General features: G+C 64.6%; 32 protein-coding genes and 1 tRNA gene. 8 read left to right on the top strand and 25 right to left on the bottom strand.

What is annotated here, in order from left to right; translation table 11 throughout:
- Positions 1 to 142 precede the first annotated feature (142 nt).
- Together HY058_14665 and HY058_14660 are read left to right on the top strand one after the other, a co-directional pair.
- Positions 143 to 445, top strand: coding sequence for a BrnT family toxin (locus HY058_14665; GenBank protein MBI3498538.1), 303 nt, complete (start codon positions 143 to 145; stop codon positions 443 to 445).
- Positions 438 to 689, top strand: coding sequence for a hypothetical protein (locus HY058_14660; GenBank protein MBI3498537.1), 252 nt, complete (start codon positions 438 to 440; stop codon positions 687 to 689). Before HY058_14665 ends, HY058_14660 begins: the two co-directional genes overlap by 8 nt.
- Positions 690 to 781: 92 nt before the next feature.
- Here the strand turns inward: HY058_14660 and HY058_14655 are convergent, their stop codons facing one another.
- The 9 genes from HY058_14655 to pyrF form a co-directional block, all read right to left on the bottom strand.
- Entirely contained in the window at positions 782 to 1,000 is a 219-nt protein-coding gene (locus tag HY058_14655) for a hypothetical protein (GenBank protein ID MBI3498536.1), read from the bottom strand.
- A 75-nt stretch (positions 1,001 to 1,075) separates the two neighbouring features.
- Positions 1,076 to 2,356 (bottom strand): bifunctional folylpolyglutamate synthase/dihydrofolate synthase, encoded by a 1,281-nt coding sequence (locus HY058_14650; protein ID MBI3498535.1) that lies wholly within the window; start codon positions 2,354 to 2,356, stop codon positions 1,076 to 1,078.
- 31 nt (positions 2,357 to 2,387) lie between these two features.
- Positions 2,388 to 3,305, bottom strand: coding sequence for an acetyl-CoA carboxylase carboxyltransferase subunit beta (locus tag HY058_14645; GenBank protein MBI3498534.1), 918 nt, complete (start codon positions 3,303 to 3,305; stop codon positions 2,388 to 2,390).
- Between the two features lie 16 nt (positions 3,306 to 3,321).
- Positions 3,322 to 4,155: a tryptophan synthase subunit alpha gene (locus tag HY058_14640; GenBank protein MBI3498533.1), complete on the bottom strand. Its 834-nt coding sequence runs from the start codon at positions 4,153 to 4,155 to the stop codon at positions 3,322 to 3,324.
- On the bottom strand, positions 4,152 to 5,381 hold the full coding sequence (gene trpB, locus HY058_14635) for a tryptophan synthase subunit beta (GenBank protein MBI3498532.1): 1,230 nt from the start codon (positions 5,379 to 5,381) through the stop codon (positions 4,152 to 4,154). Before trpB ends, HY058_14640 begins: the two co-directional genes overlap by 4 nt.
- Before the next feature lie 209 nt (positions 5,382 to 5,590).
- Entirely contained in the window at positions 5,591 to 6,202 is a 612-nt protein-coding gene (locus tag HY058_14630) for a type II toxin-antitoxin system MqsA family antitoxin (GenBank protein MBI3498531.1), read from the bottom strand.
- Positions 6,199 to 6,531, bottom strand: coding sequence for a type II toxin-antitoxin system MqsR family toxin (locus HY058_14625; protein ID MBI3498530.1), 333 nt, complete (start codon positions 6,529 to 6,531; stop codon positions 6,199 to 6,201). The genes HY058_14630 and HY058_14625 overlap by 4 nt, the downstream gene beginning before the upstream one ends.
- Before the next feature lie 49 nt (positions 6,532 to 6,580).
- Positions 6,581 to 7,219, bottom strand: a complete 639-nt coding sequence (locus tag HY058_14620) for a phosphoribosylanthranilate isomerase (GenBank protein MBI3498529.1) — start codon at positions 7,217 to 7,219, stop codon at positions 6,581 to 6,583.
- A 19-nt stretch (positions 7,220 to 7,238) separates the two neighbouring features.
- Positions 7,239 to 7,967, bottom strand: a complete 729-nt coding sequence (gene pyrF / locus HY058_14615; GenBank protein MBI3498528.1) for an orotidine-5'-phosphate decarboxylase — start codon at positions 7,965 to 7,967, stop codon at positions 7,239 to 7,241.
- A gap of 52 nt (positions 7,968 to 8,019) precedes the next feature.
- On the opposite strand from pyrF, the gene HY058_14610 reads away from it, so the two are divergent.
- Complete coding sequence (locus HY058_14610) at positions 8,020 to 8,505, top strand: GNAT family N-acetyltransferase (protein ID MBI3498527.1); 486 nt, start codon at positions 8,020 to 8,022, stop codon at positions 8,503 to 8,505.
- On the opposite strand, the gene HY058_14605 is transcribed toward HY058_14610, so the two are convergent.
- The 6 genes from HY058_14605 to aroA form a co-directional block, all read right to left on the bottom strand.
- Positions 8,502 to 9,443, bottom strand: coding sequence for an ornithine cyclodeaminase family protein (locus HY058_14605; protein MBI3498526.1), 942 nt, complete (start codon positions 9,441 to 9,443; stop codon positions 8,502 to 8,504). The two genes, HY058_14610 and HY058_14605, sit on opposite strands and share 4 nt — an antisense overlap.
- Positions 9,444 to 9,450: 7 nt before the next feature.
- Positions 9,451 to 9,825 carry a LapA family protein gene (locus HY058_14600; GenBank protein ID MBI3498525.1) on the bottom strand — a complete coding sequence of 125 codons (375 nt, stop codon included), beginning with the start codon at positions 9,823 to 9,825 and terminating at the stop codon, positions 9,451 to 9,453.
- 6 nt (positions 9,826 to 9,831) lie between these two features.
- Entirely contained in the window at positions 9,832 to 10,125 is a 294-nt protein-coding gene (ihfB, locus tag HY058_14595) for an integration host factor subunit beta (GenBank protein MBI3498524.1), read from the bottom strand.
- Between the two features lie 263 nt (positions 10,126 to 10,388).
- Positions 10,389 to 12,122 carry a 30S ribosomal protein S1 gene (gene rpsA / locus HY058_14590; protein MBI3498523.1) on the bottom strand — a complete coding sequence of 578 codons (1,734 nt, stop codon included), beginning with the start codon at positions 12,120 to 12,122 and terminating at the stop codon, positions 10,389 to 10,391.
- 132 nt (positions 12,123 to 12,254) lie between these two features.
- A complete protein-coding gene (locus HY058_14585; protein ID MBI3498522.1) occupies positions 12,255 to 12,887 on the bottom strand; it encodes a (d)CMP kinase in 633 nt (210 codons plus the stop codon).
- Positions 12,884 to 14,224 carry a 3-phosphoshikimate 1-carboxyvinyltransferase gene (aroA, locus tag HY058_14580; GenBank protein MBI3498521.1) on the bottom strand — a complete coding sequence of 447 codons (1,341 nt, stop codon included), beginning with the start codon at positions 14,222 to 14,224 and terminating at the stop codon, positions 12,884 to 12,886. Before aroA ends, HY058_14585 begins: the two co-directional genes overlap by 4 nt.
- Before the next feature lie 192 nt (positions 14,225 to 14,416).
- Between aroA and HY058_14575 the strand changes: the two genes are divergently transcribed.
- A complete protein-coding gene (locus tag HY058_14575; protein MBI3498520.1) occupies positions 14,417 to 14,779 on the top strand; it encodes a TIGR02300 family protein in 363 nt (120 codons plus the stop codon).
- 152 nt (positions 14,780 to 14,931) lie between these two features.
- Positions 14,932 to 15,007, top strand: a tRNA-Ala gene (locus HY058_14570).
- Between the two features lie 534 nt (positions 15,008 to 15,541).
- Here the strand turns inward: HY058_14570 and HY058_14565 are convergent.
- Positions 15,542 to 16,108, bottom strand: a complete 567-nt coding sequence (locus HY058_14565) for a hypothetical protein (protein ID MBI3498519.1) — start codon at positions 16,106 to 16,108, stop codon at positions 15,542 to 15,544.
- A gap of 776 nt (positions 16,109 to 16,884) precedes the next feature.
- Here HY058_14565 and HY058_14560 point away from each other — a divergent pair.
- Both HY058_14560 and HY058_14555 read left to right on the top strand, forming a co-directional pair.
- Positions 16,885 to 17,841: a hypothetical protein gene (locus HY058_14560; protein ID MBI3498518.1), complete on the top strand. Its 957-nt coding sequence runs from the start codon at positions 16,885 to 16,887 to the stop codon at positions 17,839 to 17,841.
- A 336-nt stretch (positions 17,842 to 18,177) separates the two neighbouring features.
- Positions 18,178 to 18,396 (top strand): hypothetical protein, encoded by a 219-nt coding sequence (locus HY058_14555; GenBank protein MBI3498517.1) that lies wholly within the window; start codon positions 18,178 to 18,180, stop codon positions 18,394 to 18,396.
- A gap of 58 nt (positions 18,397 to 18,454) precedes the next feature.
- On the opposite strand, the gene HY058_14550 is transcribed toward HY058_14555, so the two are convergent.
- The 3 genes from HY058_14550 to HY058_14540 are packed head-to-tail and all read right to left on the bottom strand — an operon-like array spanning position 18,455 to position 20,184.
- Complete coding sequence (locus HY058_14550) at positions 18,455 to 19,279, bottom strand: hypothetical protein (GenBank protein ID MBI3498516.1); 825 nt, start codon at positions 19,277 to 19,279, stop codon at positions 18,455 to 18,457.
- Between the two features lie 41 nt (positions 19,280 to 19,320).
- Entirely contained in the window at positions 19,321 to 19,620 is a 300-nt protein-coding gene (locus tag HY058_14545; GenBank protein ID MBI3498515.1) for a hypothetical protein, read from the bottom strand.
- 30 nt (positions 19,621 to 19,650) lie between these two features.
- Complete coding sequence (locus tag HY058_14540) at positions 19,651 to 20,184, bottom strand: recombinase family protein (GenBank protein ID MBI3498514.1); 534 nt, start codon at positions 20,182 to 20,184, stop codon at positions 19,651 to 19,653.
- A gap of 140 nt (positions 20,185 to 20,324) precedes the next feature.
- On the opposite strand from HY058_14540, the gene HY058_14535 reads away from it, so the two are divergent.
- Positions 20,325 to 20,963: a hypothetical protein gene (locus HY058_14535; GenBank protein ID MBI3498513.1), complete on the top strand. Its 639-nt coding sequence runs from the start codon at positions 20,325 to 20,327 to the stop codon at positions 20,961 to 20,963.
- Between the two features lie 388 nt (positions 20,964 to 21,351).
- Here the strand turns inward: HY058_14535 and HY058_14530 are convergent, their stop codons facing one another.
- The 6 genes from HY058_14530 to HY058_14505 all read right to left on the bottom strand — a co-directional run bounded on the left by HY058_14530 (position 21,352) and on the right by HY058_14505 (position 25,409).
- Positions 21,352 to 21,924: a hypothetical protein gene (locus HY058_14530; GenBank protein MBI3498512.1), complete on the bottom strand. Its 573-nt coding sequence runs from the start codon at positions 21,922 to 21,924 to the stop codon at positions 21,352 to 21,354.
- 87 nt (positions 21,925 to 22,011) lie between these two features.
- On the bottom strand, positions 22,012 to 22,653 hold the full coding sequence (locus HY058_14525) for a hypothetical protein (protein MBI3498511.1): 642 nt from the start codon (positions 22,651 to 22,653) through the stop codon (positions 22,012 to 22,014).
- Positions 22,650 to 22,934 carry a hypothetical protein gene (locus tag HY058_14520; GenBank protein MBI3498510.1) on the bottom strand — a complete coding sequence of 95 codons (285 nt, stop codon included), beginning with the start codon at positions 22,932 to 22,934 and terminating at the stop codon, positions 22,650 to 22,652. Before HY058_14520 ends, HY058_14525 begins: the two co-directional genes overlap by 4 nt.
- A 169-nt stretch (positions 22,935 to 23,103) precedes the next feature.
- Positions 23,104 to 23,469, bottom strand: a complete 366-nt coding sequence (locus HY058_14515) for a hypothetical protein (protein MBI3498509.1) — start codon at positions 23,467 to 23,469, stop codon at positions 23,104 to 23,106.
- A 56-nt stretch (positions 23,470 to 23,525) separates the two neighbouring features.
- Positions 23,526 to 23,864 (bottom strand): hypothetical protein, encoded by a 339-nt coding sequence (locus tag HY058_14510; GenBank protein MBI3498508.1) that lies wholly within the window; start codon positions 23,862 to 23,864, stop codon positions 23,526 to 23,528.
- 228 nt (positions 23,865 to 24,092) lie between these two features.
- The gene (locus HY058_14505; protein MBI3498507.1) at positions 24,093 to 25,409 is read right to left on the bottom strand and encodes a site-specific integrase; all 1,317 of its coding nucleotides are present in this window, start codon (positions 25,407 to 25,409) and stop codon (positions 24,093 to 24,095) included.
- Positions 25,410 to 26,026 lie beyond the last annotated feature (617 nt).

Below are 26,026 nucleotides of genomic sequence, written 5' to 3'. Positions count from 1 at the left end.
TATCCCTCTATCTACATGGACACAAAAGCAGCCGAAAAGCCGCAGACAGTCAAACAGCTCAAGCGCTTATCGCAAAACACAGGGTAAAGTTCGGCTTAGAGGGGGACCCCAGCCGTCCACCGGCTGGCGAGGGTGAATCAAGATGCCGCGGCGATATAGCGTCCGTCGCTTACCCCAGGGCGAGCATGATTTCGAGTGGGATCCGGCGAAGTCGGACGTCAACTTCGAGAAGCACGGACTTGATTTGGCCGCCGCGCGGCAGATCTTCCAAGGACGCGTGCTTGTACGCCAGGACACCCGGAAACGCGGCGAAGTGGTCCATCAGGCGCTCGGCGAGTTCGCAGGCCATGTTATCTTCGCCGTCTACACCATGCGGGCCGGTCGCTGTCGGTTGATCTCGGCTCGCTTTGCCACCGCCGAGGAGGCGGCTTTGTACCATGAGTGATACCCGGCCCCCCCGAATCGATCTGGAACGGGCGAAGCGTGGGCCAACGGCCGAGGATCTTGCCGCAATTCCCGCGACGACGGCCGCCGACTGGGTCGATGCAGCGGTGGTACTTCCGGTCGATCGTGACATCTTCGAGGAGGCGGGTGCCAAGCAGCGTGCGCGCGCGGTTCAAGCGGCCAAGAAGCCCGGCAAGCAGAAGAGGGACTACAATTCTCCAGCGCGCAAGAAAGCTCGTCGGTGAGACCTTGGACAGTCTGATGCAAGATCTCGGTTCGGGTGGAGCGAGCCTCTGTCTGCGACCGTCACGACGTCGCTCCGCGTTATGACCATGTCCTATTTCCAACCGGCCCGGTCGACATTGCGCTGAACGAAGCGGATCTCGGCTGGCTCGTTGCGTGCGATCTTCTTGACCGCCGCCTCGACCGCCGATTGCGGCGGGTCGACGATCCAGAGCCGGCGGCTGCGCAGCCCGCGCACTCGTTGCCCGCTTCTGTAGAGCGTCATGCGCGAGGGCGGCTGGGGCTTGGAATGCCTGGGCGCGTCGCGGCGCATCGTGGAATCGGCCTGGACGTCGTATCGGTTTCGTAGGTTGTACCGGAGATATTGGTTCGGCAAGGGGAGCGCCGGCTACCCATTCTCCTTGAGCACCGCACCGGCCAGGTAGAGCGAGCCGCAGATGAGCAGCCGCGCGGGGCCGTTCTCGCCGTGGCGCGCCTTCAAGCCGGCGACGGCTTCGGCAAGGCCGGTCGCGGGTGCGACCTCGATGCCTTCGGCCTCGGCGCCGGCGACGATCGTCGCGGCATCGTGGCTGCTGATGTCGCCGGGGATGGCCAGCGCCCGCATGGCGGTGACCAGCTCCTTGAACTGCCGCAAGATGCTCCTGGGATCGTGGCTCTTGATCACCCCGAAGACGAGATAGAGCGGCCTCGCCGGCCAGCTTCTGAAGGTCTCGGCAATGACCCGGGCGCCGTCCTCGTTGTGGGTGCCGTCGAGCCAGACCTCCCAATCCGCCGTCAGAAGATCGACGAGCGGCCCGCGGGCGAGGCGTTGCATGCGGGCTGGCCAGCGCACGGTTGCAAGCCCGGTGCGGATGGCGTCCAGCCCGACGGGAAGCGCCGGCACCGCTTCGGTGCAGGCGATCGCGGTTGCCGCATTGGGCACCTGGTGCAGGCCGATGAGGCCCGGCTTCGGTAGTTCGCGGCGCCCCTGGGTGCTTTCATAGACCATGCCGCCGGCGGTCGCGGTCGCCCGCCATTCCCTGCCGCAACGGCTGAGCGGCGCCCCCACCTCCGTCGCTCGGGCCTCGATCACGGCGAGCGCCTCCGGAGGCTGCGGGCCGATCACCGAGGGCACGCCCGGCTTCATGATCGCCGCCTTCTCCTTGGCGATGAGCGCCACCGTGTCGCCGAGGAAGGCCATGTGGTCGAGGGAGATCGGCGTGAGCGCGGTCAAGGCCGGCCGGTCGACCACGTTGGTCGCATCCAAGCGCCCGCCGAGACCGGTCTCGAGCAGGGTCACGTCGCCTGGTGTCCGCGTGAAGGCGAGGAAGGCGGACGCGGTCAGGATCTCGAAATGCTGAATGCCGAGACCGCTTCCGGCGCGCTCGCATTCCTCCAAGAGCGCGGCCAGGGGCTCATCGGCGATGTCGGCGCCGGCCACATAGATACGCTCATTGACGCGCACTAGATCCGGCGAGGTGTAGAGATGCACCCGGCGCCCGGCGGCTTCGTGGAAGGCCCTGAGGAAGGCGACGAGCGAGCCCTTGCCATTGGTGCCGGCGACGTGGATGACCGGCGGCAGGCGGCGCTCGGGATTGCCCAGACGGTCGAGCAGCGTGCGGATCTTGGTGAGCGTGAACTCGCCGGGATGAGTGCGTCCGTGCTTGAGGGGATCGAGGATCCGGTGAATGCGCTCGGCCGGGCTCGGCAAGTGCTGGTCCCTAAGCCTTGCTCTCCGGCGCCGGGATCTGCAGATCGGCCCGCGGCAAGGCCAGGACCTCCGCCGTCGGCTTCGGCTGGCGTAAGAGCCGGAGGAGCCGGATGAGCGTGTCCCTCAGCTCCTTCCGGGTCACCACGGCATCGACCATGCCGTGCTCCAGCAGGTACTCCGCGCGTTGGAAGCCTTCGGGGAGCTTTTCCCGGATGGTGTCCTGGATCACCCGTTCTCCGGAAAAGGCGATCGTCGCACCCGGCTCGGCCAGGTGCACATCGCCCAGCATGGCGAAGGAGGCGCTGACGCCCCCGGTGGTGGGGTCGGTCAAGACGACGATATAGGGCAAGCCGGCTTCCTTGACCTCCTCGACGGCGAGGATGGTGCGGGGCATCTGCATGAGGGAGAGAATGCCCTCATGCATGCGAGCCCCACCCGAGGCCGGTATGGCGATCAGGCTCGCCTGCTGCAGGACCGCGAGCTTGGCCGCCGCCAGAAAGGCCTCGCCGACCGCGGCACCCATGGAGCCGCCGATGAAATCGAAGTCGAAGGCGGCGGCGACCACCGGCATGCCGCCCAGGGTTCCATGGGCGACCACGATCGCCTCGTCATGGCCGGTCTTGGTCTGCGCCTCCTTCAGCCTCTCGGCATAGCGCCTGCGGTCGCGGAAGCGGAGCGGATCGACCGGCGCCCGGGGCAGCTCGATCCCCTGATAGAGCCCGTCATCGAACAGCATCGCCAACCGCTTCTCGGTCGGCAGGCGCAGATGATGGGCGCAGTGCGGGCAGACATGCAGGTTGGTCTCGAGATCCCGGTGAAAGATCATCTGCCCGCAAGCCGGGCATTTGTGCCAGAGATTGTCCGGAACATCCGCCTTGCGCACCAGTGCCCGGATCTTCGGCAGCGCGAAATTGGTGAGCCAGTTCATCGCGACCTCGGATGCTTCATGCCGCTTTGCGGGCGCGGCGCACCCCTGCGGCCAGCGCCGAGACGAGCCCCAGCACGGCATCGATGAGCCCGGGTTTCGGCCGGCCGGCCTGATCGAGATTGTCGGCGACGGTCTGCACCACCGCGGTCCCGACCACGGCGGCATCGGCGACCCGCGCGATCGCGGCCGCCTGCTCGGGCGTGCGGATGCCGAAGCCGACCGCGATCGGCAGGGCGGTGGCGCGGCGCAGGCGCGTGACCGAGCGGGTGACGGCGACGACATCGGCGGCGGCGGTGCCGGTGATGCCGGTGATGGCGACGTAGTAGACGAAACCCGCGGTGTGGGTCAGCACCTTCGGCAGGCGGCGGTCGTCCGTCGTCGGCGTGGCCAGGCGAATGAAGGCGAGCCCGGCCTCGAGCGCCGGCAGGCACAGCTCGTCGTCTTCTTCCGGCGGCAGATCGACGATGATGAGGCCGTCGACGCCCGCACCCAGCGCATCGGCGAGGAACCGCTCGACGCCATAGCTGTAGATCGGGTTGAAGTAGCCCATGAGTACGATCGGCGTGGTGTCGTCGCCCTTCCGGAAGGCACCGACCAGCTCCAAGACCGACCGCAGGCTGGCGCCGGCCTTGAGTGCCCTGAGCGAGGAGGCCTGGATCGCCGGGCCATCGGCCATGGGATCGGTGAACGGCATGCCGAGCTCGATGAGATCCGCTCCGGCGGCGGGCAAGCCCTTGATGAGGGCGAGCGAGGTCTCGGCGTTGGGATCGCCCGCGGTCACGAACACGACGAGGCCGCCGCGCTCCTCGGCCTTGAGCGCGGCGAATTTCCGGGCGATGCGGCCGCTCATACGGGCCGCCCCCGCGCTTCCAGATGGCCCAGCACCGCAGCCAGGTCCTTGTCGCCGCGACCGCAGAGATTCATCACCACGAGATGATCGGCGGGCAGCGTCGGCGCAATCTTGGCGACATGGGCCAGCGCGTGCGACGGCTCCAAAGCCGGGATGATGCCTTCCTGGCGGGCGCAGAGCTGGAAGGCGGCGAGCGCCTCATCGTCGGTGGCGCTGGCGTAGGTGACCCGGCCGATATCGTTGAGCCAGGCATGCTCCGGTCCGATGCCGGGATAGTCGAGCCCGGCGGAGATCGAATGCGCTTCCTGGATCTGCCCGTCGGGGTCCTGCAGGAGATAGGTGCGGTTGCCGTGCAGCACGCCCGGGCGCCCGCCGGTGAGCGAGGCGGCATGCTTGCCGGTCTCGATGCCGTGGCCCGCCGCCTCCACGCCGATCATGCGGACATCGCCATCGTCGAGGAACGGATGAAAGAGGCCCATGGCGTTCGAGCCGCCGCCGATGCAGGCCACCAGCGTATCCGGCAGCCGGTTCTCGGCCTCCAGCATCTGCAGGCGGGTCTCGCGGCCGATCACCGACTGGAAGTCGCGCACCATCATCGGATAGGGATGCGGGCCGGCAACCGTGCCGATGATGTAGAAATGCGTCTCCGCCTTGGCGACCCAGAACCGGAGCGCCTCGTTCATCGCGTCCTTGAGCGTGCTCGAGCCCGAGGTGACCGGGCGCACCTCGGCGCCCAAGAGGCGCATGCGCTCGACATTGGGTTTTTGGCGCTGGATGTCTTCGGCACCCATGAAGACCGTGCATTCCATGCCGAAGAGCGCGCAGACGGTGGCGGTCGCCACGCCATGCTGGCCCGCACCGGTCTCGGCGATGATCTTGGTCTTGCCCATGCGTTTGGCGAGAAGCGCCTGGCCCAGGCAGTTGTTCACCTTGTGGGCGCCGGTGTGGTTGAGCTCGTCGCGCTTGAAGTAGAGCTTCGCCCCGCCGAAATGCCGCGTGAGGTTCTGGGCGAAGAAGAGCGGGCTCGGCCGCCCGACATAGTGCTTGAGGTAATACTCGAACTCGGATTGGAAGCCCGCATCCGCGCGGCTGCCGAGGTAGGCCTTCTCCACCTCGAGCACCAGCGGCATCAGGGTCTCGGCGACGAAGCGGCCGCCATAGATGCCGAAATGGCCGCGCTCGTCCGGCCCGGCGCGATAGGTGTTGGCGGCGGCCCTTGCCGTCATTGGACGCTCCAAGAAGGGGAGGCTCCGAAATGGGCCGGCATATTGCGGCCGGGAACGGATGGCGTGCAAGGAAAACGGGTATGAAGAGCGCCTAGAGCTTGCCCTTACTGATTGAAATCCGGGTTCCACCGGATTGCGCCGATCGCTATGGCACAACGCGCGTCCGCCTTCACATTGTCCATTTTCGGCCGTGGTCCAAGGAAGGGTGACTATTTCGCAGTCGGCGCCGACTTCTGGCGTTTTCCCCCATTTCCACCTGGGAACGCCTCCGGATAGACGCGCCTGACGATGCTGGCGAGCGCATCGTCCGTCGCCGCGTTCCGAATGAGACCGATCTCCCTCGATGAAGGTGCCACGAGGTGGCCACGCCTCTTGAACAGATCTTTCTGCTTCAGCGCGCGCCGAAATACTCCTGGCTGCTCAAGCGCAAGGCGCAGCATGTTCGCCATACCGGTGCTTGGAGCGACCGCTCCGGATTCGTACCGCTGAAATGCTCTTGCCCCGCCGCCAAAAATCCTCCCGGCGTCGCGCTGCGATAGATGCAGGAGCTCGCGCACTGCGCGAATGCCAAGCGGCGTGATGGGCGCACCCTTCGCGTGAGCCTTGGCCTCGCGCAACGCCGCGTCCGCGACCATGTTGTCCTCATCGACGAGGACGCCATCCTCGCATGAGTCGCAATACCAACCGGGCTGCATGTAGGCATGCTCATAGCCATCTACCTTGATCGTTTCCCGTCTTTCCCCGCGGCGCATCGCACCCTGCCCGCAAGACAGGCACGGCCGTGTTTCCATGTGCCTTGCCGCTCCAATCTTCGCCTTCATAAGTCGGCCTTCTTGAATGAGGTGAGGAGGAGGTTCCCGTCTCCATCGGTCGTGAACTTCAGGTATAGCGTCACTCCATCGACCACGGGCATATACGAATCCATCCACTGCCGAATGTCGTTGTGGGCTGTGGCCGACTTGTCAAAGTCGCGGCGAGACATTCCCTGGATCACATCCACCACATCTTGGGTCTCGAAGCCCATCGCCATCGCATCGCGAGCCGCGGTGACGGTTCGCCGTATCTTGGCCGGATCGCTATATGCCGCCTTGATAGCTGCCAGGTCATGCGTCGGCTTACGCTTGACGCTCTGCGATCGGCGCTTCGGCACGTCAGATAGATGGCATCAAAATGATGCCATGTCAAGATGTCCTGCCGCCCTACAGCGGGTTGGCGACGGCGAGGAAATTCGCAACCTTTTCAGGGGATTTGACGCCTGGCTTGTCTTCGACGCCGGAGGAGACGTCGACGATGGTGGCCTTGGTCAGCCGGACCGCTTCGGCGATGTTGCCGGCGGTGAGCCCGCCCGAGAGCATCCAGGGCTTGCGCCAGGTCTGTTTGGTGAGGAGGCGCCAGTCGAAGGCGATCCCGTTGCCGCCGGGCAGCAAGGCGCCCTTGGGCGGGCGGGCATCGAACAAGAGCAGGTCGGCCGCCACCTCGTAGCGCTTGGCGGTCGCCAGATCGCCGCGGCCGGAGATCGCCACCGCCTTCAGCACCGGGCGATGATAGCGGGCGCGCACCTGGGAGACCCGGAGCGGGGTCTCGCCGCCATGGAGCTGCAACAGGCTGGGCTTGAGGATGCTGACGATCTCCGCCAGCTTCCGGTCGTCGGCATCGACGGTGAGGGCCACGATGGTGATGTCGTCGGGAACACCTTCGATGAGCCGCTTTGCCTCGATCGGCGTCACGTTGCGTGGGCTAGGCTCGTAGAAGACGAAGCCGAGGTAGCGAGCCCCGCCCCAGATCGCCGCGGTCACGGCTTGCGGCGTGGTGAGCCCGCATATCTTGACTGCGACCATCGCTCGCGCCCGCTATCCTCTATGCCGCCTCGGCCAATGCGCTCCCGATGCGGCGGAGCGCATCGGCCGGATCCGTCGCCCGGGTGATCGGCCGTCCGATCACCAGATAGGAGGCACCGCGGCGGACGGCTTCCGCGGGGGTCACGATGCGCTTTTGATCGTCGGCGCCGCTCCACGCCGGCCGGATCCCCGGCACCACCAGGACCGGGTCCGATCCCAGATGCTGGCGCAGACCCGCCGCTTCTTCGGCCGAGCAGACGAGACCGTCGAGGCCGGCGGCGATGGCGAGCTCAGCCAGGCGCTCTACCTGATCGGTCACCGGACCAAGTTGGCCCACGCTCTGGAGATCGCCCGCATCGAGGCTGGTGAGCACGGTGACGCCGACGACGAGGGGGCGCGGCGCGCCCGTGCGCGCGGCCGTCTCGGCGGCGGCCTCGCTGGCCGCCTTCAGCATCGCCCGCCCGCCCGCGGCGTGCACGGTCAGCATGAAGGGCCGGCAGCTCTCGATGACCGAGCGCACGGCGCCGGCAACCTGATTCGGGATGTCGTGGAACTTGAGGTCGAGGAACACTTTCACGCCGAGCTCGCTCACCGCCAGCACCCCCGCCGGTCCATGCGCGCCATAATATTCGAGCCCGAGTTTGACGCCGCCCGCCGCGCGCCCGAGCGTCGTCGCCATCCGGAGCGCCCAGGCGCGGTCGGTGGTGTCGAGGGCGCAGAACACCCGCTCGAGAGAAGCCGTCTTCATCATGACATCCTCATAGCACAGGCTGCTCGGGGCGGTGTAACTTCGCCGCCCCATGGCCGAAATCCTCATCCGTCCCGCGCATGCCGCCGATGCTGATTCCGTGGCGCGGCTCATTGCCGCCAATGCCGGCTTTCACGGCAAGCCGGAGATGGCGAAGCTCACGCCCGGCTCGGTCCGCCGCGACGGCTTCGGCGCCGAGCCGTTGTTTTGGGCCTATCTCGCCGAAAACCACACCGAGCCCGTCGGCATCGCGCAGTTCTATTTCATTTATCGCGGCTGGACCGGTTCACGCGCGATCTATGTGTCCGACCTCTTTGTGGAGGAAGCGGCGCGCGGCCAAGGGATCGGCCGGCGGCTCATGGCGGCCGTGGCGCGACGCGCCAAAGAGGCCGGCTGCGGCGGCCTTTCGCTCGGCGTTCGAAACGACAATCCGGCCCGACATTTCTATGAACGGCTCGGCATGAGCGTCTACGCCGACTCGGTCAGCTGCCGTCTCGAAGGCGAAGCGCTGGCTCGGCTCGCGGCCGAGATCGACTAAGCTGCCACCCTTTCGGCGACCAGCTCGGCGGCCGCCAGATCCTCGAGCGCGGTGCCGACGGATTTGAAGAAGGTGATCTCTTCGGGTCGGCTGCGCTTTTTCGCCTCGCCCCGGCAAAGGCCGAAGAGATCGCCGGCGATGGCCGTTTCGGCGAGCACGCCGGACCTGATCGGCTGCACGACGTCGCCCGCTTCCTTGAGCGCGCCCGCCTTGGTGTCCACCCACACGGTCGAGCGGCTGACGGCGGCATCGTCGGCTTCGCGCATCTCCGGGGTGTAGGCGCCGACGAGATCGAGATGCTGGCCGGGCTTGAGCCAGGCACCCCGGATCAGCGGCGTCTTCGAGAGGGTGGCGCAGGAAATCACATCGGCCGCGCCGACCGCGGCGGCGAGGTCGGCGGCCGCACCCACGGCGAGGCCCGGGCGGGAGAGCCGGCGGGCGAGCGCCTCCGCCTTGGCGAAATCGCGACCCCAGACCGTCACCTCGCGGATCGCGCGCACCGACGCATGCGCCTCGATCAGGTGCGGCGCCAGCGCCCCGGTGCCGACCATGAGCATCGACTTGGCATCCTCGCGGGCGAGGAAGCGCGCGGCCAAGGCCGAGGCGGCGGCGGTGCGTCTCAGGGTGAGCATGGGGCCGTCGATCAGCGCTTCCGGCCGGCCGGTCTTGCCGTCCAGCAAGAAATAGGTGCCCATGACCGAGGGCAGCGATCGGCCGGCGTTGTCGGGAAACACGGTTACCAGCTTGATGCCGATATGACGCCCGACCTGCCAGGCCGGCATCAACAGCAGCATCGCCTTCGCCGCGTCGGGCACATCGATGGCGTGATGGTGCCGGGGCGGCACCTCGCAGCCCTCTTGGAACATGCGCTGCAGCCGGTCGACCAGGCTCGGAAAATCGAGCACCCGCTCGACCTCGGCGGCAGCGATGCTGCGCATCGGCTTCCTAGGCCATGGTCGTGGTGACGGACCGGCTGGCCGGCGGCGGACCGGGAGCGGCGTTGCCGGCAAGCTCCTGCTCCACCGCCGCCAGCCGCCGGCTGAGCTCCCTTGCCTCGCGCTCCGCCCGGTCGCGGGCTTCGCGCACCTCCCGCCGGGAGCGGGCGCCCGAGGCCCATGCGATCGCCATGCCGATGACGATACCAATCGCCAGCAGGGCCACGACGACCAGATAGAGCGGAGCGGCGACGCCCTCGCTCAACGGCCACAGCGAGAGCAGCACCGGCTCGCGGTTGGAGACGGCGAACAGCACCAGAATGACGGTCGCCGGCGCCATCACCAAGAAGCTGATGGCGCGGCGCAAAGCCGAACGCCGAGCCATTAACTGTTACGAGCTCTTGCTGCCTTCGTTGAGACGGTCGCGCAGCTGCTTGCCGGTCTTGAAGTAGGGGATCGCCTTGGCCTCGACCTGGACGGCCTCGCCCGTGCGCGGGTTGCGCCCGACCCGGTTGTCCCGGCGCTTGACCGAGAACGCCCCGAAACCTCGGAGCTCCACCCGGTCGCCGCGGGCAAGCGCACCGGCGATCTCCTCGAAAATCGTCGAGACGATCCGCTCGACGTCGCGCTGGTAGAGGTGCGGGTTCAATTCCGCCAGGTGCAGGATGAGCTCCGACTTCGTCATGGCGTCGCCCCTTTGGAGCCAGCGAGCGCACGCGCCTCGCCCCTTGGGAGAGGATCGGGGTCAGGCTAAGCCTCACCCCGGCCAAACCACCCAGGGGCGGACCTTGGCCAGACGCGGCAAGCTAAGCCTGCCGCAGCCAGTCACAACCGTCAAGTATAAGTCTCTCGGAATAAAACGCTTTTCGCCCTAGGGGAGTTACGCCTTGGGGCGGGCCGGAGGGAGGAGGCCATGCCCCCTCCCTCAATAGCGGCCTCAGTCCTGGGTCAGGACTCCGACTTTTCTTCCTCGCCGGACTGTTCGCGGTCCTTCTCGCGGCGCTTGATCGCCGCCCCCAGGATCTCGCCCAGCCTGGCACCCGAGTCGGACGAGCCGTACTCGGCCATCGCCTGCTTCTCCTCGTCGACCTCGCGGGCCTTGATCGAGAGGGTGAGCTTGCGGGTCTTGGCGTCGATCTGGGTGATCTTGGCATCGACCTTCTCGCCGACGGCGAAGCGATCCGGACGCTGCTCGGAGCGCTCGCGGGACAGCTCGGACTTGCGGATGAAGCCGGGCACGCCGTCGCCGACCAGGACCTCGACGCCGCCTTCGGTGATGATGGTGACGGTGCCGGTCACCACCTCGCCCTTCTTCAGCTGCACCACGCCGGTCTCGAACGGATCCTGCGCCAGCTGCTTGATGCCGAGGCTGATGCGCTCCTTCTCGATGTCGACGTCGAGCACCTTCACCTTCACCTTGTCGGCGCGCTTGTGGTCCTTGATCGCATCTTCGCCCGGTCGGTTCCAGTCGATGTCGGAGAGATGCACCATGCCGTCGATTTCGCCGGGCAGGCCCACGAACAGCCCGAACTCGGTGATGTTCTTGACCTCGCCCTCGAGCTCGGTGCCGGCCGGATGCTTCTCGGCAAAGGCCTCCCAGGGATTGGCGAGGCATTGCTTCAGGCCGAGGCTGATGCGGCGCTTCTGCGGATCGACGTCCAGCACCATCACTTCGACCTCCTGGCTGGTCGAGACGATCTTGCCGGGATGGACGTTCTTCTTGGTCCAGCTCATCTCCGAGACGTGCACCAGACCCTCGATACCGGGCTCCAGCTCGACGAAGGCGCCGTAGTCGGTGATGTTGGTGACCCGCCCGGTGAACTTGGCGGCGGCCGGATATTTGAACTCCACGCCCTCCCACGGATCGGCCTCGAGCTGCTTCATGCCGAGGCTGATGCGCTGCGTCTCCGGGTTGAAGCGGATCACCTGCACCTTGACGGTCTGGCCGATCTGCAAGGCCTCGGAGGGATGGTTGATGCGGCGCCAGGCGATGTCGGTCACGTGCAGCAAGCCGTCGACGCCGCCCAGATCGACGAAGGCGCCGTAGTCGGTGATGTTCTTGACCACGCCCTGCAGCACCTGGCCCTCTTTCAGGCTCGCCACCAGTTCGGAGCGGGCCTCGGCGCGGCTCTCCTCGAGCACGGCGCGGCGGGAGACCACGATGTTGCCGCGGCGGCGATCCATCTTGAGGATCTGGAAGGGCTGCGGGGTGCCGAGCAAGGGGGTGATGTCCCTGACCGGTCGGATGTCGACCTGGCTGCCGGGCAGGAAGGCGACGGCGCCCGAGAGGTCGACGGTGAAGCCGCCCTTGACCCGCCCGAAGATCACGCCGGTCACGCGCTGGTTCTCCTGGAAGGCCTTCTCGAGCTGGGTCCAGGCTTCCTCGCGGCGCGCCTTCTCGCGCGACAGCACGGCCTCGCCGTACTTGTCTTCCATGCGCTCGAGATAGACCTCGACCATATCGCCCGGCTTCAGCTCCGCCGGCTGCCCCGGCGTGCTAAACTCCTTCAGCGCCACCCGGCCTTCGGACTTGAGCCCGACATCGACCAGCACCGTATCGTTCTCGATGCCGACGACGCGGCCTTTGATGACGCTGCCTTCCAGGCCCCCGCCGGCGCCCAGGGTCTCTTCCAAAAGCGCCGCAAAGCTCTCCTTCGCGGGGTGGCTATCTTTGCCGGCCATGGCGGCTTTACTCATTCATCTCTCCTCAATCGGGCCCGGCGCCGATCGGTATCACCGCTCCGCCGTCCCGTCCTGCCCGGCTCGCTGGGCCGGGCTTCTGGGTTGCAACGCAACCGGTTCAGCGGCGATCCGCTACCGGCGTCCTGGTTCCCGCGACCGTATGAAAGACAGTGCCGCTTCATACGCTTGGTCGGCGTCGAGTTGGCTGGTGTCGAGCAAGAATGCATCCTTGGCCCGAGCCAAGGGCGCGGCCCGGCGACCGCGGTCGCGGGCATCTCGCTCCAATAAGTCGCCGAGAACGGCGCTAGGTATAGCCTCGAGGCCGCGCTCGCGCAACTCCCTCACCCGCCGCTCGGCCCGGACCTCGGGGGCGGCGTCGACATAGATCTTGATGTCGGCATCGGGGCAGACCACCGTGCCGATGTCCCTGCCGTCGAGCACCGCACCGCCTGGAGTGCCGGCAAAACGCCGCTGAAAGTCGAACAAGGCCCGGCGCACCGCCGGCATGGCGGCGACCAAGGAGGCAAGCCGGGTCACCGCTTCGTCCCGGAGGCCCGGAGCCTCCAAATCGGCCGCCGTCACCGCCTCGGCCGCTTTCAGGGCGGCCGCCTCGTCGCCGGCGGCGATGCCGGCGGCAATAAGCCGGCGCGCGGTTGCCCGGTAGAGGAGGCCGGTATCGAGACAGGGCAGGCCCAGGGCCTTGGCGATGCGCCGGGCGAGGGTGCCCTTGCCCGAGGCGGACGGGCCGTCGATGGCGACGATCACTCAGCCTCGTCCCAGGCGATCGCCGCTCCGCAACGAGCCATGGCTTCGATGAAATTGGGAAAGCTCGTGCTGATGGTGGTGCCGTCGTCGATCGTGATCGGCTTCTCCGAGACCAGGCCGAGGACGAGGAAAGCCATGGCGATGCGGTGGTCGAGAGCAGCCGCGATGACGGCCCCGCCCCTGGGCGGCCGGTTGGCGCCGGCTCGTCCCTTGACCCGCAGCGTGTCCTCGCTGGCCTCCACCTCGATGCCCGCCGCGGTGAGCCCGCGGACGACCGCGGCGAGCCGGTCGCTCTCCTTGACCCGGAGCTCGGCCAGCCCGCGCATGACGGTGGTACCCTCGGCGAAGGCGGCGGCGACGGCGAGGACGGGGTACTCATCGATCATGCTGGGCGCGCGCTGGGCCGGCACCTCGACAGCCTTGAGCCCGCTGTGGCTGACGACGAGATCGGCGACCGGCTCGCCCGCCTCCATGCGCCGGTTCTCGAAGGCGATGTCGGCGCCCATGTCGACAAGGGTGCGATAGAGGCCGTCGCGCAGCGGATTCATGCCGACATTCGGCAGCTCGAGGCGCGAGCCCGGCACCAGGAGCGCGGCGACGGCGGGAAACGCCGCCGAGGACGGATCGGCCGGCACGCGCACCGGGCGGGCGCTCAGCTCCGGCTGACCCACCAGCGTCACCCGTCGTCCCTCCGCCGTGTCGGCGACGCGGATTTCGGCGCCGAAATGGCTCAGCATCTTCTCGGAATGGTCGCGGGTCGGCTCCGGTTCGATGACCGTGGTCTCGCCCGGCGCGCTCAAGCCGGCCAAGAGGATGGCGGATTTCACCTGGGCCGAGGCGACCTTCTGGCGATAGGTCACCGGCATGGGATCGCGGGCGCCGATGACCGCCAGCGGCAAGCGGCCGCCCTCGCGGCTGACGAAGCGGGCACCCATCTGCGAGAGCGGCTCCGTCACCCTCAGCATCGGGCGGCGCCGGAGCGAGGCATCGCCGGTGAAGAAGCTGGTGAAGGGATGGCCGGCCAGAAGCCCGATCAACAGCCGGGCGCCGGTGCCGGAATTGCCGAAGTCGAGCACTTGAGCGGGCTCCTTGAGGCCGCCTAGGCCGAGTCCGTGCACATGCCAGACGCCGTCTTCTCCCCGGTCCACCTCGCAACCGAGCCGGCGCATGGACTCCGCGGTGTTCAGCACATCCTCGCCCTCGAGCAAGCCGCTGATCTTGGTCTCGCCGACGGCGATGCCACCGATCATCAGACTGCGATGGGAGATCGATTTGTCACCCGGCACGGCGAGCCGGCCGGAGAGGCCGTTCGAGGGCCGTGCGACTACTTTGCGCAAAACTCGGGTCTCCGCTGAGCTGGCCGGCGTCTCTATCACATCCCGGATGGGCCGGCCACCCGCCGACTCTGGGGGTCCACAATTTTGCTTTTGACAGGGCCAAGCGAACGTGGCAAGTCCCGCCGGCCCCGGAGAAAGCCATCCTGCCGGCCTCGCCAGGGCATCCACGGAAAGCCGCTTGGAGGACGTGAATTGGCGAAACCTGAGTGGGGAAGCAAGCGCCAGTGCCACAGCTGCGGCGCTCGCTTCTACGATTTGAACCGGGCCACGGTGGCTTGCCCGAAATGCGGCGCCTCTTGGGATCCCGACGCCGTATTGAAAAGCCGGCGCCAGCGTCCGGCGCCGGCCGAAGAGAAGGTCGTGCCGCTGGTTCCCAACGAGGTCCCGGTCGAAGTCGAGACCGAAGGGGCCGAGGCGGTCGAGCCTGCGGCCGAAGGGGCCGAGAGCGAGGAAAAGGAAGAGGAAGAGCTGATCGAAGACACCTCCGAGCTCGGCGAGGACGAGGACGACGTGGCCGAGGTCTTGGACAATGTCGATGAGGAGGAGGAGCGTTAGTTCTGGGCCAGGCCGCCGCCGCTGGCGGCGGGGGGCGTTTTCGCTTGCTGGAGAGCGGTCAAGGCGGGTAAGAGGCTCGAATTCCCGGGCCGGCCGGCCACTCTAGCGGCTCAGGAACATCGAGCAGCCCAAGCACGGGCGCCAGCCACGACGGGGCCATAGCTCAGCTGGGAGAGCGCTACAATGGCATTGTAGAGGTCAGGGGTTCGATCCCCCTTGGCTCCACCATTTTCGAATAGGGCCCGGCCGGCAACGGTCGGGCCCTCGCCGTTTCAGGGACTTAGGGGATGATCAACGAAGCGCTCGCCGCAGGCTCCATCACACCAAAATGTAGCAGTCCACTGTAGCAGTTTCGCGCCGCGTCCGGCGATGGTCTTGGGCGAGCCGCCAACCGCATCGGTCATCCCAGGGCCAGCCTAGGCATGGCGGGGTGTGGAGGCCGTTGCAAGCCCAATACAGGCATAGCAATGGACCGAGGCCGGCCCGGATCGAACATAGGCATGGCAGGCGATGCCCGCAGCCGGCCATGCTGCTCACGCAAGGCATCGCGGACGCGCCGCGTCGCTTCCTCGCGCGTCATACCGATCACCTCCATCCACTGGCTGGCCGTGCCATCCAGAAATGGCGCATCGGCCTCAAAGCGCTTGCGAGCGCTGTCAGGCGCACATGACTCGCCGGCGGCCTCTGGAGTCGGCGCAAGTCGCGATAGAGTCTGTAGGCCCTCTGACGCGATCTGGCGGGCAAGCGCCCGTACGTCATCGCTCACGTCAGGTTCAACGCAGGCATGGCGGACGAAGGAGATAGGCCAGCCGAGGCCGACTGGACAGGACCGAAGGTCGGGATGGCGAACGGCAACTTGTACCGCGCCTCAATCTCGTTCAGCACTTCACGGCAATGTTCTCCAAACCAACGGGCTTCGGCCCGAACATCGTCGCTCGCATGGATCTTGACGGTACCGGGCTGGAACTTCGCAGCGTCGTCGAAATGGTGCTGCCAGTAGTCGACCAAGCCGGGAATGCCATCGTAGCCGGCGGGCTTGTCGGTGATCGCTGCAAGATGGGCTGGCTGCAAGGGATCGTCATTCTTGCCCCTGAACCAGAGCGACCTCCCACCCATGCCTGGCCGGTTGCGTAAGAACTTCTGCACGGCCTTCCTCTCACGTGATCTTTCGGGAAGCGCCAAGACGAAGTGCAGGTGCCGGTGGGGTCTTCCATCGTCGAAAATCGGGCTGTAGATGCCGAAGTAGGCAAGGCGACGGCCGCCTCGTCTGATCACGAACCAGTTCAGCCGACGAAGGAAGTCGGTCGCCTCCTCGTCATCGGCGAGCATCACGGTCCCAGACGTGTTGAAGTACGACCGCGAGAAGAAGGCGGCTAGGCCGGTGAAGGCAAGCTGATGCTCGTCTGCCAGGCGGTCGAACTCGGCTTGCTGGCGACGTGGAATTCTCCCTGGAAAGAACTTGCTGATGAGGGCTCGTAGGGCTGAGGGAGGTAGGGAAAGAGAAGAGGACACTGTGGAAGACGGCCTGGCTACGCGGGAAGCAGCATGGCGCTTGGGCTTCGGCGTGCGATATCGGCGAGCGCCGGGCCCTAGACGCACTTTTGCGCCGGGCCTTGAACTAACCTTTTCTGGAGGCAGATAGGGCAGCACACAGGCCGGCGGAGACGGCAGCGCGTCATCGCCATCATCGCCATCATCAAGGACAGGCAGTAGCACAGCCGGGGTGCTTGGCCGAGCCGGCATCGAGCAACCTGCGAAGACGGAGAAGCCGTCGAATACGGAGGATTGCGCCGCTATGGGCGCTGCGATAGACTCTTTAACGCTGGACACGAGAGGGCTTTCTGTGTTCGGCCGCACGCGAAGGGTTGGACCTGTCGCGGACAGAATTGAGATGAAAGAGGCCGGTCGGGCTGGAACCCGACCGGCCTCTTTACTTATACACCCCGCGCTGGCTCTGCCGCAAATCGGGGCCAGATCGAGAGAGCCAAATCCCTTGATCTCTCGTGCCCTCAGCATGCGTAACCCCGGCTTGCCTGGCGGCGCTGGAGTTGGAGGGGGTAGTATTGGAGGATCTATAGGGGGCGCTGATGAGCGGGGGAAGGTCCATGGCAATCATATTTGCTTTGATCGCCATTCTGGCCGTGGTCGGAGGTCTCGCCGTGTCGCTCTCACGGCCAAACACCGGAGATCAGCAGAAAGCAGATCAGCACGAACCACGAAATGACTACAGCACCACCAATCCAGGGGCCAATCAGAATGCCCAACAAGATCGCGGCAGCAGGACCCAGGAGCAAGAACCCCAAAACTACCGGGAACGTTTTGTCGCTCTTGTAGAGCGCTACGAGAAAGTCATAACCGCCGGAAGCACCTTCGTTATCGCCGCGTTCACCGCCGCGCTTGTCTTCGCCACGATTGCCCTGTTTATCTCCAGCGAAAGAGTGGCTGCGGTCGGCAGAGACTCTGCTGATGCGGCTCGGCGAGCCGCCGATACAGCCGAGCGCGCGCTCATCGCCGGCCAGCGCGCATTCATTTCCGCTTCCTTTGTTCCGATCGCAAATCTCAATCCCGAAACTGGTGAGATTACCAACTGGGGATTCCGAACGATTTGGACCAACTCGGGGGATACGCCAACTCGCCTCCTGATCAATCACATCAATCTCCAGCCCAGGGATGACGAACTACCTCCCGATTGGGATTTCCCCGACTACTGGCCCGCTGAGATGCCTCCGAGCAAGAGAAGTGCGATTTTTCTTAGTGCGCCACCACACGGGACCGTCAACGGTCACGATGTCTATACATCCATGCAGGTGATCGAGCAGGTTATTGCAAAAAAGAAGTTTCTCTATCTGTGGGGATGGGCGACCTACAGCGACGTTTTCCCCAATACCAAGAAGCACGTCACCCGCTTTGCTGTCCAAGTAGTCATAGGGGGTAACCCCAGAGACAGAGAGCACGTTAGCTTCCAGTTTCCCTATATCGCTCAGCACAACTGCTCCGACGAGGAATGCGATAGACAGCGCCGTCCGGCAGACTGGACCCCGCGTGAGGTTGTCGCCGAATAGCTCTCTCGCCAATTTGATGTGGCACCTCACGCCGAGCCCTTCCCAGCATGAGATGGGCCGGCTTCGGTTTTCCGCTTGTGGCGTTTGCGCCCTAATACCGATCACCAAGACCCGCACAACTAGCATACTAGGCTAGCCAGGCAGTTGACCGATTTTGCGACCGCCCAATGGATCGATGCCCTTCGACTCCCCCACCCCACCCCGTTTTTTTCGATCCCTCTCGCCCCGCTATGAGCGGTCACTTATGCCCATGCTCAGCCACTGAGCAAACACCATAACGGTTGCTCACAGCGCCGGCCGTGCGCCATCTTCGCCGCGCAACCAACGGAGGCGCGCGTGCAAATTCAGATCACGGTCGACGACACTCGCTTCGGCTGCATGGGGTTCACGTGTGAAGAGATCATCGCCCTCATTCGCGGCATGCTGCTAGAAGGCAGTTATGACTTTGGCGACAGATATTGTTCCAGTCTCGCCGTCTCGATAGCGCCGCAGGACGTTGACGACGGAAGCCGTCAACCTGGCGGTCAATCTAAGTTGCGGCTGGTGATTGGCTAGGACCGTTTGATCGTCCCGACGCGGCGGCTTGCATGATCACAGTGGGAGACGGACGGAGTTATGCTGGCGCAGTAAGCTCACGCTTGCGTGCCAGCATCACCCGCTGATGCCCGGCTTTCCAGTCGGCCTGGGTGCCGTCCACCGCCGCCCCAGCCGGGCGATCAACTATGACTTCCTGCTCATCCCGATCATTGCTGTAATAAACGATCTTTTGTCGGGGCACCGTTGCGCTCAGCACGCAAACAGAATCCTTTTCGCTATCAAGGCCCCTCATCGCGAACCAACAGGCGATATCTCGATCTAGCGTCCATGACAGCCCGTGTATCGCTATCGTCTTTGGGTCTTTGTGGTCCCCGCTTGCCATCCACGCGCCATGCCGCCTCGCAATGCTGTTGGTTAGGCCGGCCGCACCCCGCCATATCTGCACAGTTTCAGGAAGCTCCGGCGGGGGCGGGAATTTCGCGGAGCCGAACATGCGAAAAAAGCCATGCCTCGGATCGTCGGGGAAATGGGCCTCGCAGGCATCAAGAACCGAATTGTGGCCTAGATCCCACGCGGACCCAAGGCCGCGCCTCAATGCTTCGTCTGGTAGGCCCGCCCTATACATAGCGACGGCGATTTTGCCGCCCGATTGCTCAGGAAGAGTACTTAGAAGAAGAGAAATTGCGTCGAGGTCGCCGGCAAAGATCGCTTCGATATGTTGAAGTGCAATCGAAGCCGCCCCCACGGCCTGTGGTGCAAGTTGTCTTTTCATCTTCGCAAATTGTTTCTTCGTCATGTCCTTTGCGTGCATGTCTAAATGTTTTAATTGCACAAGATCATCATTAATTTCCTGCTTCAGCTCTGAGATCAAACGATCCCGGTTGCTTTTATTTAGCTCCATTATGCCTGCCCCTCTAAGGAGATGCGCCAGCCCGCCACGGATCAATAGGTAGGCCGCTTGATCGTCCCGACCCGCCGGCCCTTATCGTCGCGTACGATCAGGTCGCCATCGACGGCCCCTCGGGGCGTCTCGATGGTGCCGGTGATATGTCCCTTGCTGTCGCGCAAGACGAATGTTTCGGGCGTGCGATAGAGCGGGCCTGGCGTGCCCATGTCGATCAGCGGCGGCGCACCAGGCAGTGAGGTTGAGTAGGGGTTCTGGCCGCCACTGCCAATGTAGGGGTTTGTCTGGGCATCAGCCGGGCCGGCGACTGACATCAACAAGGCGAGGGTCGCGACCATTATCCGCACGCCAGGCATTTGCCGTCACCCCTAGGCCGTCCGCTGGCTCGCCGCGTTGATGATGTTCTTCACGCCCTCATGGGACAAGGGGAAGCCGAGTGCGGCGGCCTGGTGCGAGATGGCGCGATACGAGCGGCCCTCAGAGCGCATACGCACCAGCTCGTGAATGGCTGCCTGTTGCTCAGGCACCCGCGCCAGTGCCCCGTCACCATCAACTCGCCAGCCGAACGGTATCTTTCCGCCTAGATAGCGTCCGCGCTCGCGCTGGTCGCCCTTCACGTCGCGGATGCGTTCGCGGATGCGATCTCGCTCGGCCTCGGCGACGGCCGACAGAATGGTGAAGACCAGCTTTGATATACCGTTCCCGGTCACGTCGCCGCCCAAGTCCACCATATGCAGCGACACGCCACGGTCCTTGAGCCGGCCGAGCACGTCTAGAGCGTCCAGGGCTGAGCGGAACATCCGGTCAAGCTTGGCGGTGATCAGCACGTCACCGGCCTGGAGCGCGGCGAGCAACAATGCGCCCTCTGGCCGATCCGCAAGCGGCGCCACCGCTTCTGTCAACTTGTTTTAGCAACCTGACGAGAAATATGAGCTTACCCAGTGGCATGTGTTTTGCCGGGTTGGGATAGACCCGTCAGGGCTGAATTGACAGCCCTGGCCAGACGCCTCATTAGAGGCCAGCGTTGGATGGTGGAGGGTTAATGCAGACTGATCCCTGGGTCGAAGCCGCAAAAATCCTAGCCGGCGGTGCTGTTGGCTTTTCCGTCGCCGTGCTCTCAAAGCCGGCCACCGACTGGTGGTATTCGACATCAGCAAGGGTCGGCTTCAACGATGCGAGCGATTGCAAGGCTGAAACCAAGTTCCGCGAGTTCAATCAGAATACTGGCCGGTTCCTGGGCGAGAATGATGCAGTATATCTTAGGTTATTCGCGACCAATACCGGACGAAGGACGGCAAAATCTTGCAGATGCTACATTACGCAAATCGCCAAGCAGCATGAGCGAGATGAATACTCGACAGTCTTCGCGGATAATGCCCAACTATGCTGGTCTCTAGGTGGGGAGGAAGCATTCTCCGCGATTGATTTGCCGCCTGATGTTATTCGCTATATTGACCTTATCGTCGTGAAGAAGCATTTTGAACATGAGGAGAAGAAGTATAAAGATCAATTTTACCCCGGGATCGCCTCAGTTCCATTGCGAATTGAAAAGATACTTGAGCCAGTCGGGAAATATAGGTTTTCTATCTTACTGGTCGGGGAGAATTTCAAGTCTGTAAGGCGCGATGCTTATTTCACCTGGAAGGGTCAATGGGATACCTTTAACTTCGAGTCACCATAGCCTCAAGCCTGGCGCGGTATAGCCCGAGAGGCGTTAGCCGGGCGTCTCGCTGTTCGACTGGGCCTTCATCGCCCTATCCTCATCTTCGGTCATCATACCCACGCGCACCTCGGGCACGATGTCGCCGTCATTCCCACGAAGCATGCCGAGCCCACTAAGCATGCCGAGCGCACGCAGCTCCGCGAGCGCCAGTGCGAGGCCGGCAGCAACGCCTTGAGCGCCAATCCGCCGAGGGCGGCCGGGTCGGCAAGAAGCTGCCCGCGTCAGCATTACCCAAGGCGTCACCGGCCACCGGGTGGCAGAGACAAACAAGTGTTTTTTAACCCCATCGATGATGCCTTCGCCAGTGGCGGAAACCCGCCATTCCGGCGGCGACGTTTGGAGGGGATTATTTGACCCCTTGGTCCTGGTCGAGGGTAGGGTCGCTCGACTTGCCATTCGTCTTGGCCTTGAGCGTCGCGCCCTCGCCATCGCTCATGATCCGTATCTTGATTTCGGGGACGATCGCGGCCTCGTCATCGAGCACGCCCAATCCCTTCAACTCGCTAACCGCGATCGTCAGGCTCGTCATCAACGCCTTAATGGCGCTTGCACCAAGCGATGCACTGTCGCCAAGCATGGCATGGGCACGACGGATGGCGAGGTAGCTCGCAGAGACCGCCAATCGCCGCACGTCATCATCGGAGAAGCCTTCATTGGCCGCCGGGATGGCTCTGAGGTGCGCTGGGGTTGCTTCGACGGGCGCTGTCGCCGATGGGCCGATCGTGGCAACAACGGCCTCCGGCGACGCTGTGGGGGCCTCTGGCGGACTCGCGGCGCGGACGATACCGCGACGATGCAAGCCTCGGCTGATCGCTTGCTTGCTGATGCCCGCTTTGGCCGCGAGGTCTTGCAACGTGAGCCGGCCGTACTGATAGCCGGCGATGTCCTCGGGGGCGAGTAGGTGAAATCCCTTCGACATGACACGGCCGCCGCTACGATCGCGCGCTAGAAACGGATGACACGGCAAGCATGATGCGTCTACGGGCCGCCGTGGCACTCTTCGTCGTCATCGATAGTCGCCCTCTGTCAGATCAGGGAACCCGCCGAAACGAAGCTGGTTGCCGAGTTGCTGGCAGCGGGCAAACGTGAAGTTGCAGGCAGTCTCGGAGCCGGTATAGCCGCAGTTCGGACCCTTGAAGCCGTTGAGGCCTCGAAAGCGACAACTAACGTCCTGCATCGAGATCGGTCCTCTTTGTCCGGCGAGGTAGAGGTTCGACTTGACCGAGAATTCCATCTCGACGTCGGCCTTGAGCGCCGTGATACGGCCGGAGAACAGGGTGACGGCCTCAACCCCGATCAGCGTGAGGCAGTCGCTGCCGGCATCGAGCACTGTCGCCCCGGCGGTCAGGCCCTTATAGGCCGTCACGGTGCGGCCAATCGGCCGGGTCGTGAGTGCCCAAGCGAGCATGTCGCCGTTGATGTTGTCGACGACCACGCTGTAGGTGTCGAGCTCGAGGGACTTCTTTTTGGTGCCTTGGCTATAGGAGATGCCCATCGGGTCGTAGTGGACGCCTTGGTGAAGCACCTCTTTGTCTGAGTCCGTGACGAAGAGCGGCGCGGGGCCGTCCGTGGCGATGGCGAACAGGCGGATGGGCCAAGTGTTGTTCTTCGCCAGCTCGTTTGTGAGCGCGAAGCCGATCGGGATCATCGCCGGCCTTGCCCACGATCGAAGCCGTTCTCAATGCGGGCGAGCCCGCCCGCCTGGAGTTCGGCGGACGAGCGATACCGCTGGGGCTCTGCTGTCTTCTGCACTCGAATGATGCTGCCGTCCGGGTTTCGCACCTCAACCATCTCGCGCTCAATCACCCGGCGACTCGGCGCACGGGCCAGCGCAAGCACCTGCCTGCCAAGATCGCCGGACGGATCGTGCCGGTTGGGAGAGAGCGCCTGTTGCTCCGCGCGTTCGGCCGCCTTGAAGTAGTCTTCCACCTTTCCACGCCAACCTAGATAGCGTGACCAAAGCGCCTCTAACCCCGCTAGCTCTGCGCGTTCGCTGTCCGGCAGTGCGCCGCAGGAGTCGCTACGCTCCTGTTGGAGGTGCTGTAGACGATCGATATCGGCGCGAGTGATCGCAGCATCCACGGGACATTCGGGCGCACTAGAAACAGTAGGCATGGTTGATCTCCTGCCCGAAAAGGGCGGTTAGAGTTTGAGGGCCGGATGCACCTGCCACCACGACCCGTTCGCACACTAGACGCTCCGCCCTGCCGAGTGCCTCGACTGCGGAGGACTCGGCATAAGCGCGTCGGTTGCTGTCGGCGCACCACGCGACCAAAAGGTCACGAGCGCCCGAAAGGATCGTTACGCCTTCAAGGCCTGCATTTACGGATTGCAGGCTGATCCCGAAGAGCCCCGCCAGAAATTCCGGCCGGCAATCCGGTAGCCTCAAGCGCACGAGCCGCAGCGCGAGCCGCTGGTCTGGGGTGAGCTTCACACACCGTCGAACCTCGGTGGCCCGCGTCATGTCGAGACTCGGGATCACGACTGGCTAGCTCGATTGGTACGCGAATGCTTGAAGGGCTAGCGCAACGGCTCTTGTGATCCTGTACCGGCCGCAACGATCCGGTTGGCATTTGAGCCCCACACGAATAGCCGCTCAGTCGTGATCCGGGAGGCGCGACGTAGCGCGCGAATTCCCTCGGCTCGGGTAAGCTTCTTGCCGCTCTCAAGGCTCCAAAGGAGCATGAGATCGTTAAGGTTCGCCCCTGGCCGCAGTCCCTTAACCAGGCTGCTCATGGAGCGGGCGCTGATGCCCCAAATGGACGCGATCGTTGCGGGGTCGGGCGGGTTGCCGCCGACCGAAAGCCGCCGTGCGGCGAGACGCTGATCGGCGTTGAGCTTCGTATATTTGCGAGCCATTGCTATCTCCTCGAAACTGGAGATAGCAGCATAGTTGGCCGGCTGCCATAAGTCAAACGAGAGCACAAGCGCTATTACTGCATGACCATGGCGAGTGTCGTGCGAGTCGTGCATGGCAGACTGGCATAGATTAAATTATCTCAAATACTATTAATCGCCACTTTGCAGCCATGCCGGGTCCGTGGCCGATCCGCGCGGCGAATGTGCAGCGATACCGCCGGGAAGCGCTTACCGCGTCAGGTGGCCCCAATCCAGGGGATAGGCCACGCGATCCACGTCTGCCTTTAAGGTCGCCAATGAGAAGCCCGCACCTGGCGTGCTGCCTCCATAGGTCGACTCATCCATGTCGCGGCTGGTCCAGCCCATGATCGCGCGCCGCCGATCGCCAGGGACGCCCGCCATCTTGAGCGCGTCGCTGAAATTGTGCCGGAAGCTATGGAACGATGTCTTCGGTGTCTTGGCTTCGAGCCTCTTGAGGCCGCGCGAGAACCATCTAGAGATCTCATCGCTGATATAGCCGTCCGAACGCACGCGAAGCTCTGGGAACAGCCTCGCCTCGCGTTTGGCCTTGAGAGTGGCCGCATACTCTAGAAGGCCTACATCAAGCAGCCTGGCGTGGATGGGGACCATCCGGCGAGAGCCCGTCGTCTTCAGATCCCGCTCATCCGTCTCTCGGATGTTGAGTACTGGCACGCCGTCGATTTCCGCTACGTCGGCGACCCGCAGTCCGCAGATCTCGCCAAGCCTCGCGCCGCTATACAGTCCAATCAATGGAGCCCAGAAGCGGGCATCGTCGCGAATACGTTCCGTGCCCGGCCAGAAGCGATATCGTGGGCCGAGGCAGCCGGTATAGAGCGGGCCGGCAAAGATCGCCCGTAGCTGATCGACACTGAATGGGTCGCGCCTCTCTTTCGCCTTGCCGGACGCCTTGAGCTTGAGGCCGGCGACGTCCAGCCTTGCGCCCGTGAGGCCGTGGCTCGCACACCAACGGAGAAACCCGCCCGTCTTCGACAGGTACGTGTTGAGGGTCGTGGTCGACATAGCTGCGGGCAGGTTGGGCCGTTCCACGACCTCGGCTACTGGAACGCCCGGCCAGAGCTTAGAATGGTTCGCCGGCAGCCTTCGCAGGATGTCTTTGAGGCGCACAACGTCCGTTAGGCCAATGGTCATCATCCGGCTGTCGGACCCCACGACCTCGGCGAACAGGCGAAGAATGGCGGCCTCCTTGCGCCGCGTCTTGAGGCTCCAGGATGGCAAGCGCTCGGCCAGATATTTCTCGATGGTTTTCCCGAGTGTCGGCCCGGATGGCGTCTCCGATGCGGTTGTAGTGGAAGCGGCCAGGGGTGGTGTCACGCGTTCGACAAAAAGCCCGTCACGGAAAGGCGGGGCAAAGCTTCCCTCGGCACGGGCCGCGATCTGGTAAGCCGCCTCGACATAGGCCCTCAGCATGAGATGCGAGGCGCGTAGATGATCGTCTGTGCCCGGCTCGATATTGAGGCCTTCGACCTTCAAGCGGGCATCGGTGAGCGCGGCAACGGCGCTCACGTTCCGCGTCTATAGCCAGTGGTCTGCCTCGGCCACGACCTGGCCGTTCTTCTCTATCCGCGCCGCTAGGTCGGCCGTCGTTGTCGGGGTCCCGATGATCGCGAGTTCCCCACGATCAAGGATCTCGCAGAACCATCGCCGGGCCATTGCCTCAAGCTGGGCTCGAGTCGCAGTCGACATGCGCGCCACCTGGAACAGACGGTCAGCGAGGGCGGATGCCTGCCGGACCCTGAGTCGTGCGGCGATGATATCCGAGGTTCTTAGGCTGAGGGCGATCTCGCGCCGGCCGAACCGAGACCGCAGATCGACCGGGATGGAGCACCGAAAGTGCCAGCGAGCGCCCCGTTGTAGCAGTCGTCTTTCCCGCACAGACCACCCCGCACTGTAGCAGTGCGATGTAGCAATCTGCGGCTTGGGCTCCTGCCGCCGGGCCTCAGGTCCAGCTATATCAGGCGCTTAGGTGGCGGTTCGTTGGAGCCCCCCCTTGGCTCCACCAATTCGAAAGAGGGCTCGGCCGGCAACGGCCGGGCCCTCGCCGTTTCAGTCTCCGCCTCGACGACCCCGGGCCATGCGCTCGGCTCACCGGCACGGACTGGGCGAAAGTGTTGGCCGATCAG

The organism is Pseudomonadota bacterium, assembly GCA_016195085.1.
In the GTDB taxonomy this organism is placed as follows: Bacteria; Pseudomonadota; Alphaproteobacteria; order SHVZ01; family SHVZ01; genus JACQAG01.
Note: the sequence above shows the minus strand (reverse complement) of the source record. Positions and strands in the feature narration are given on the sequence as shown.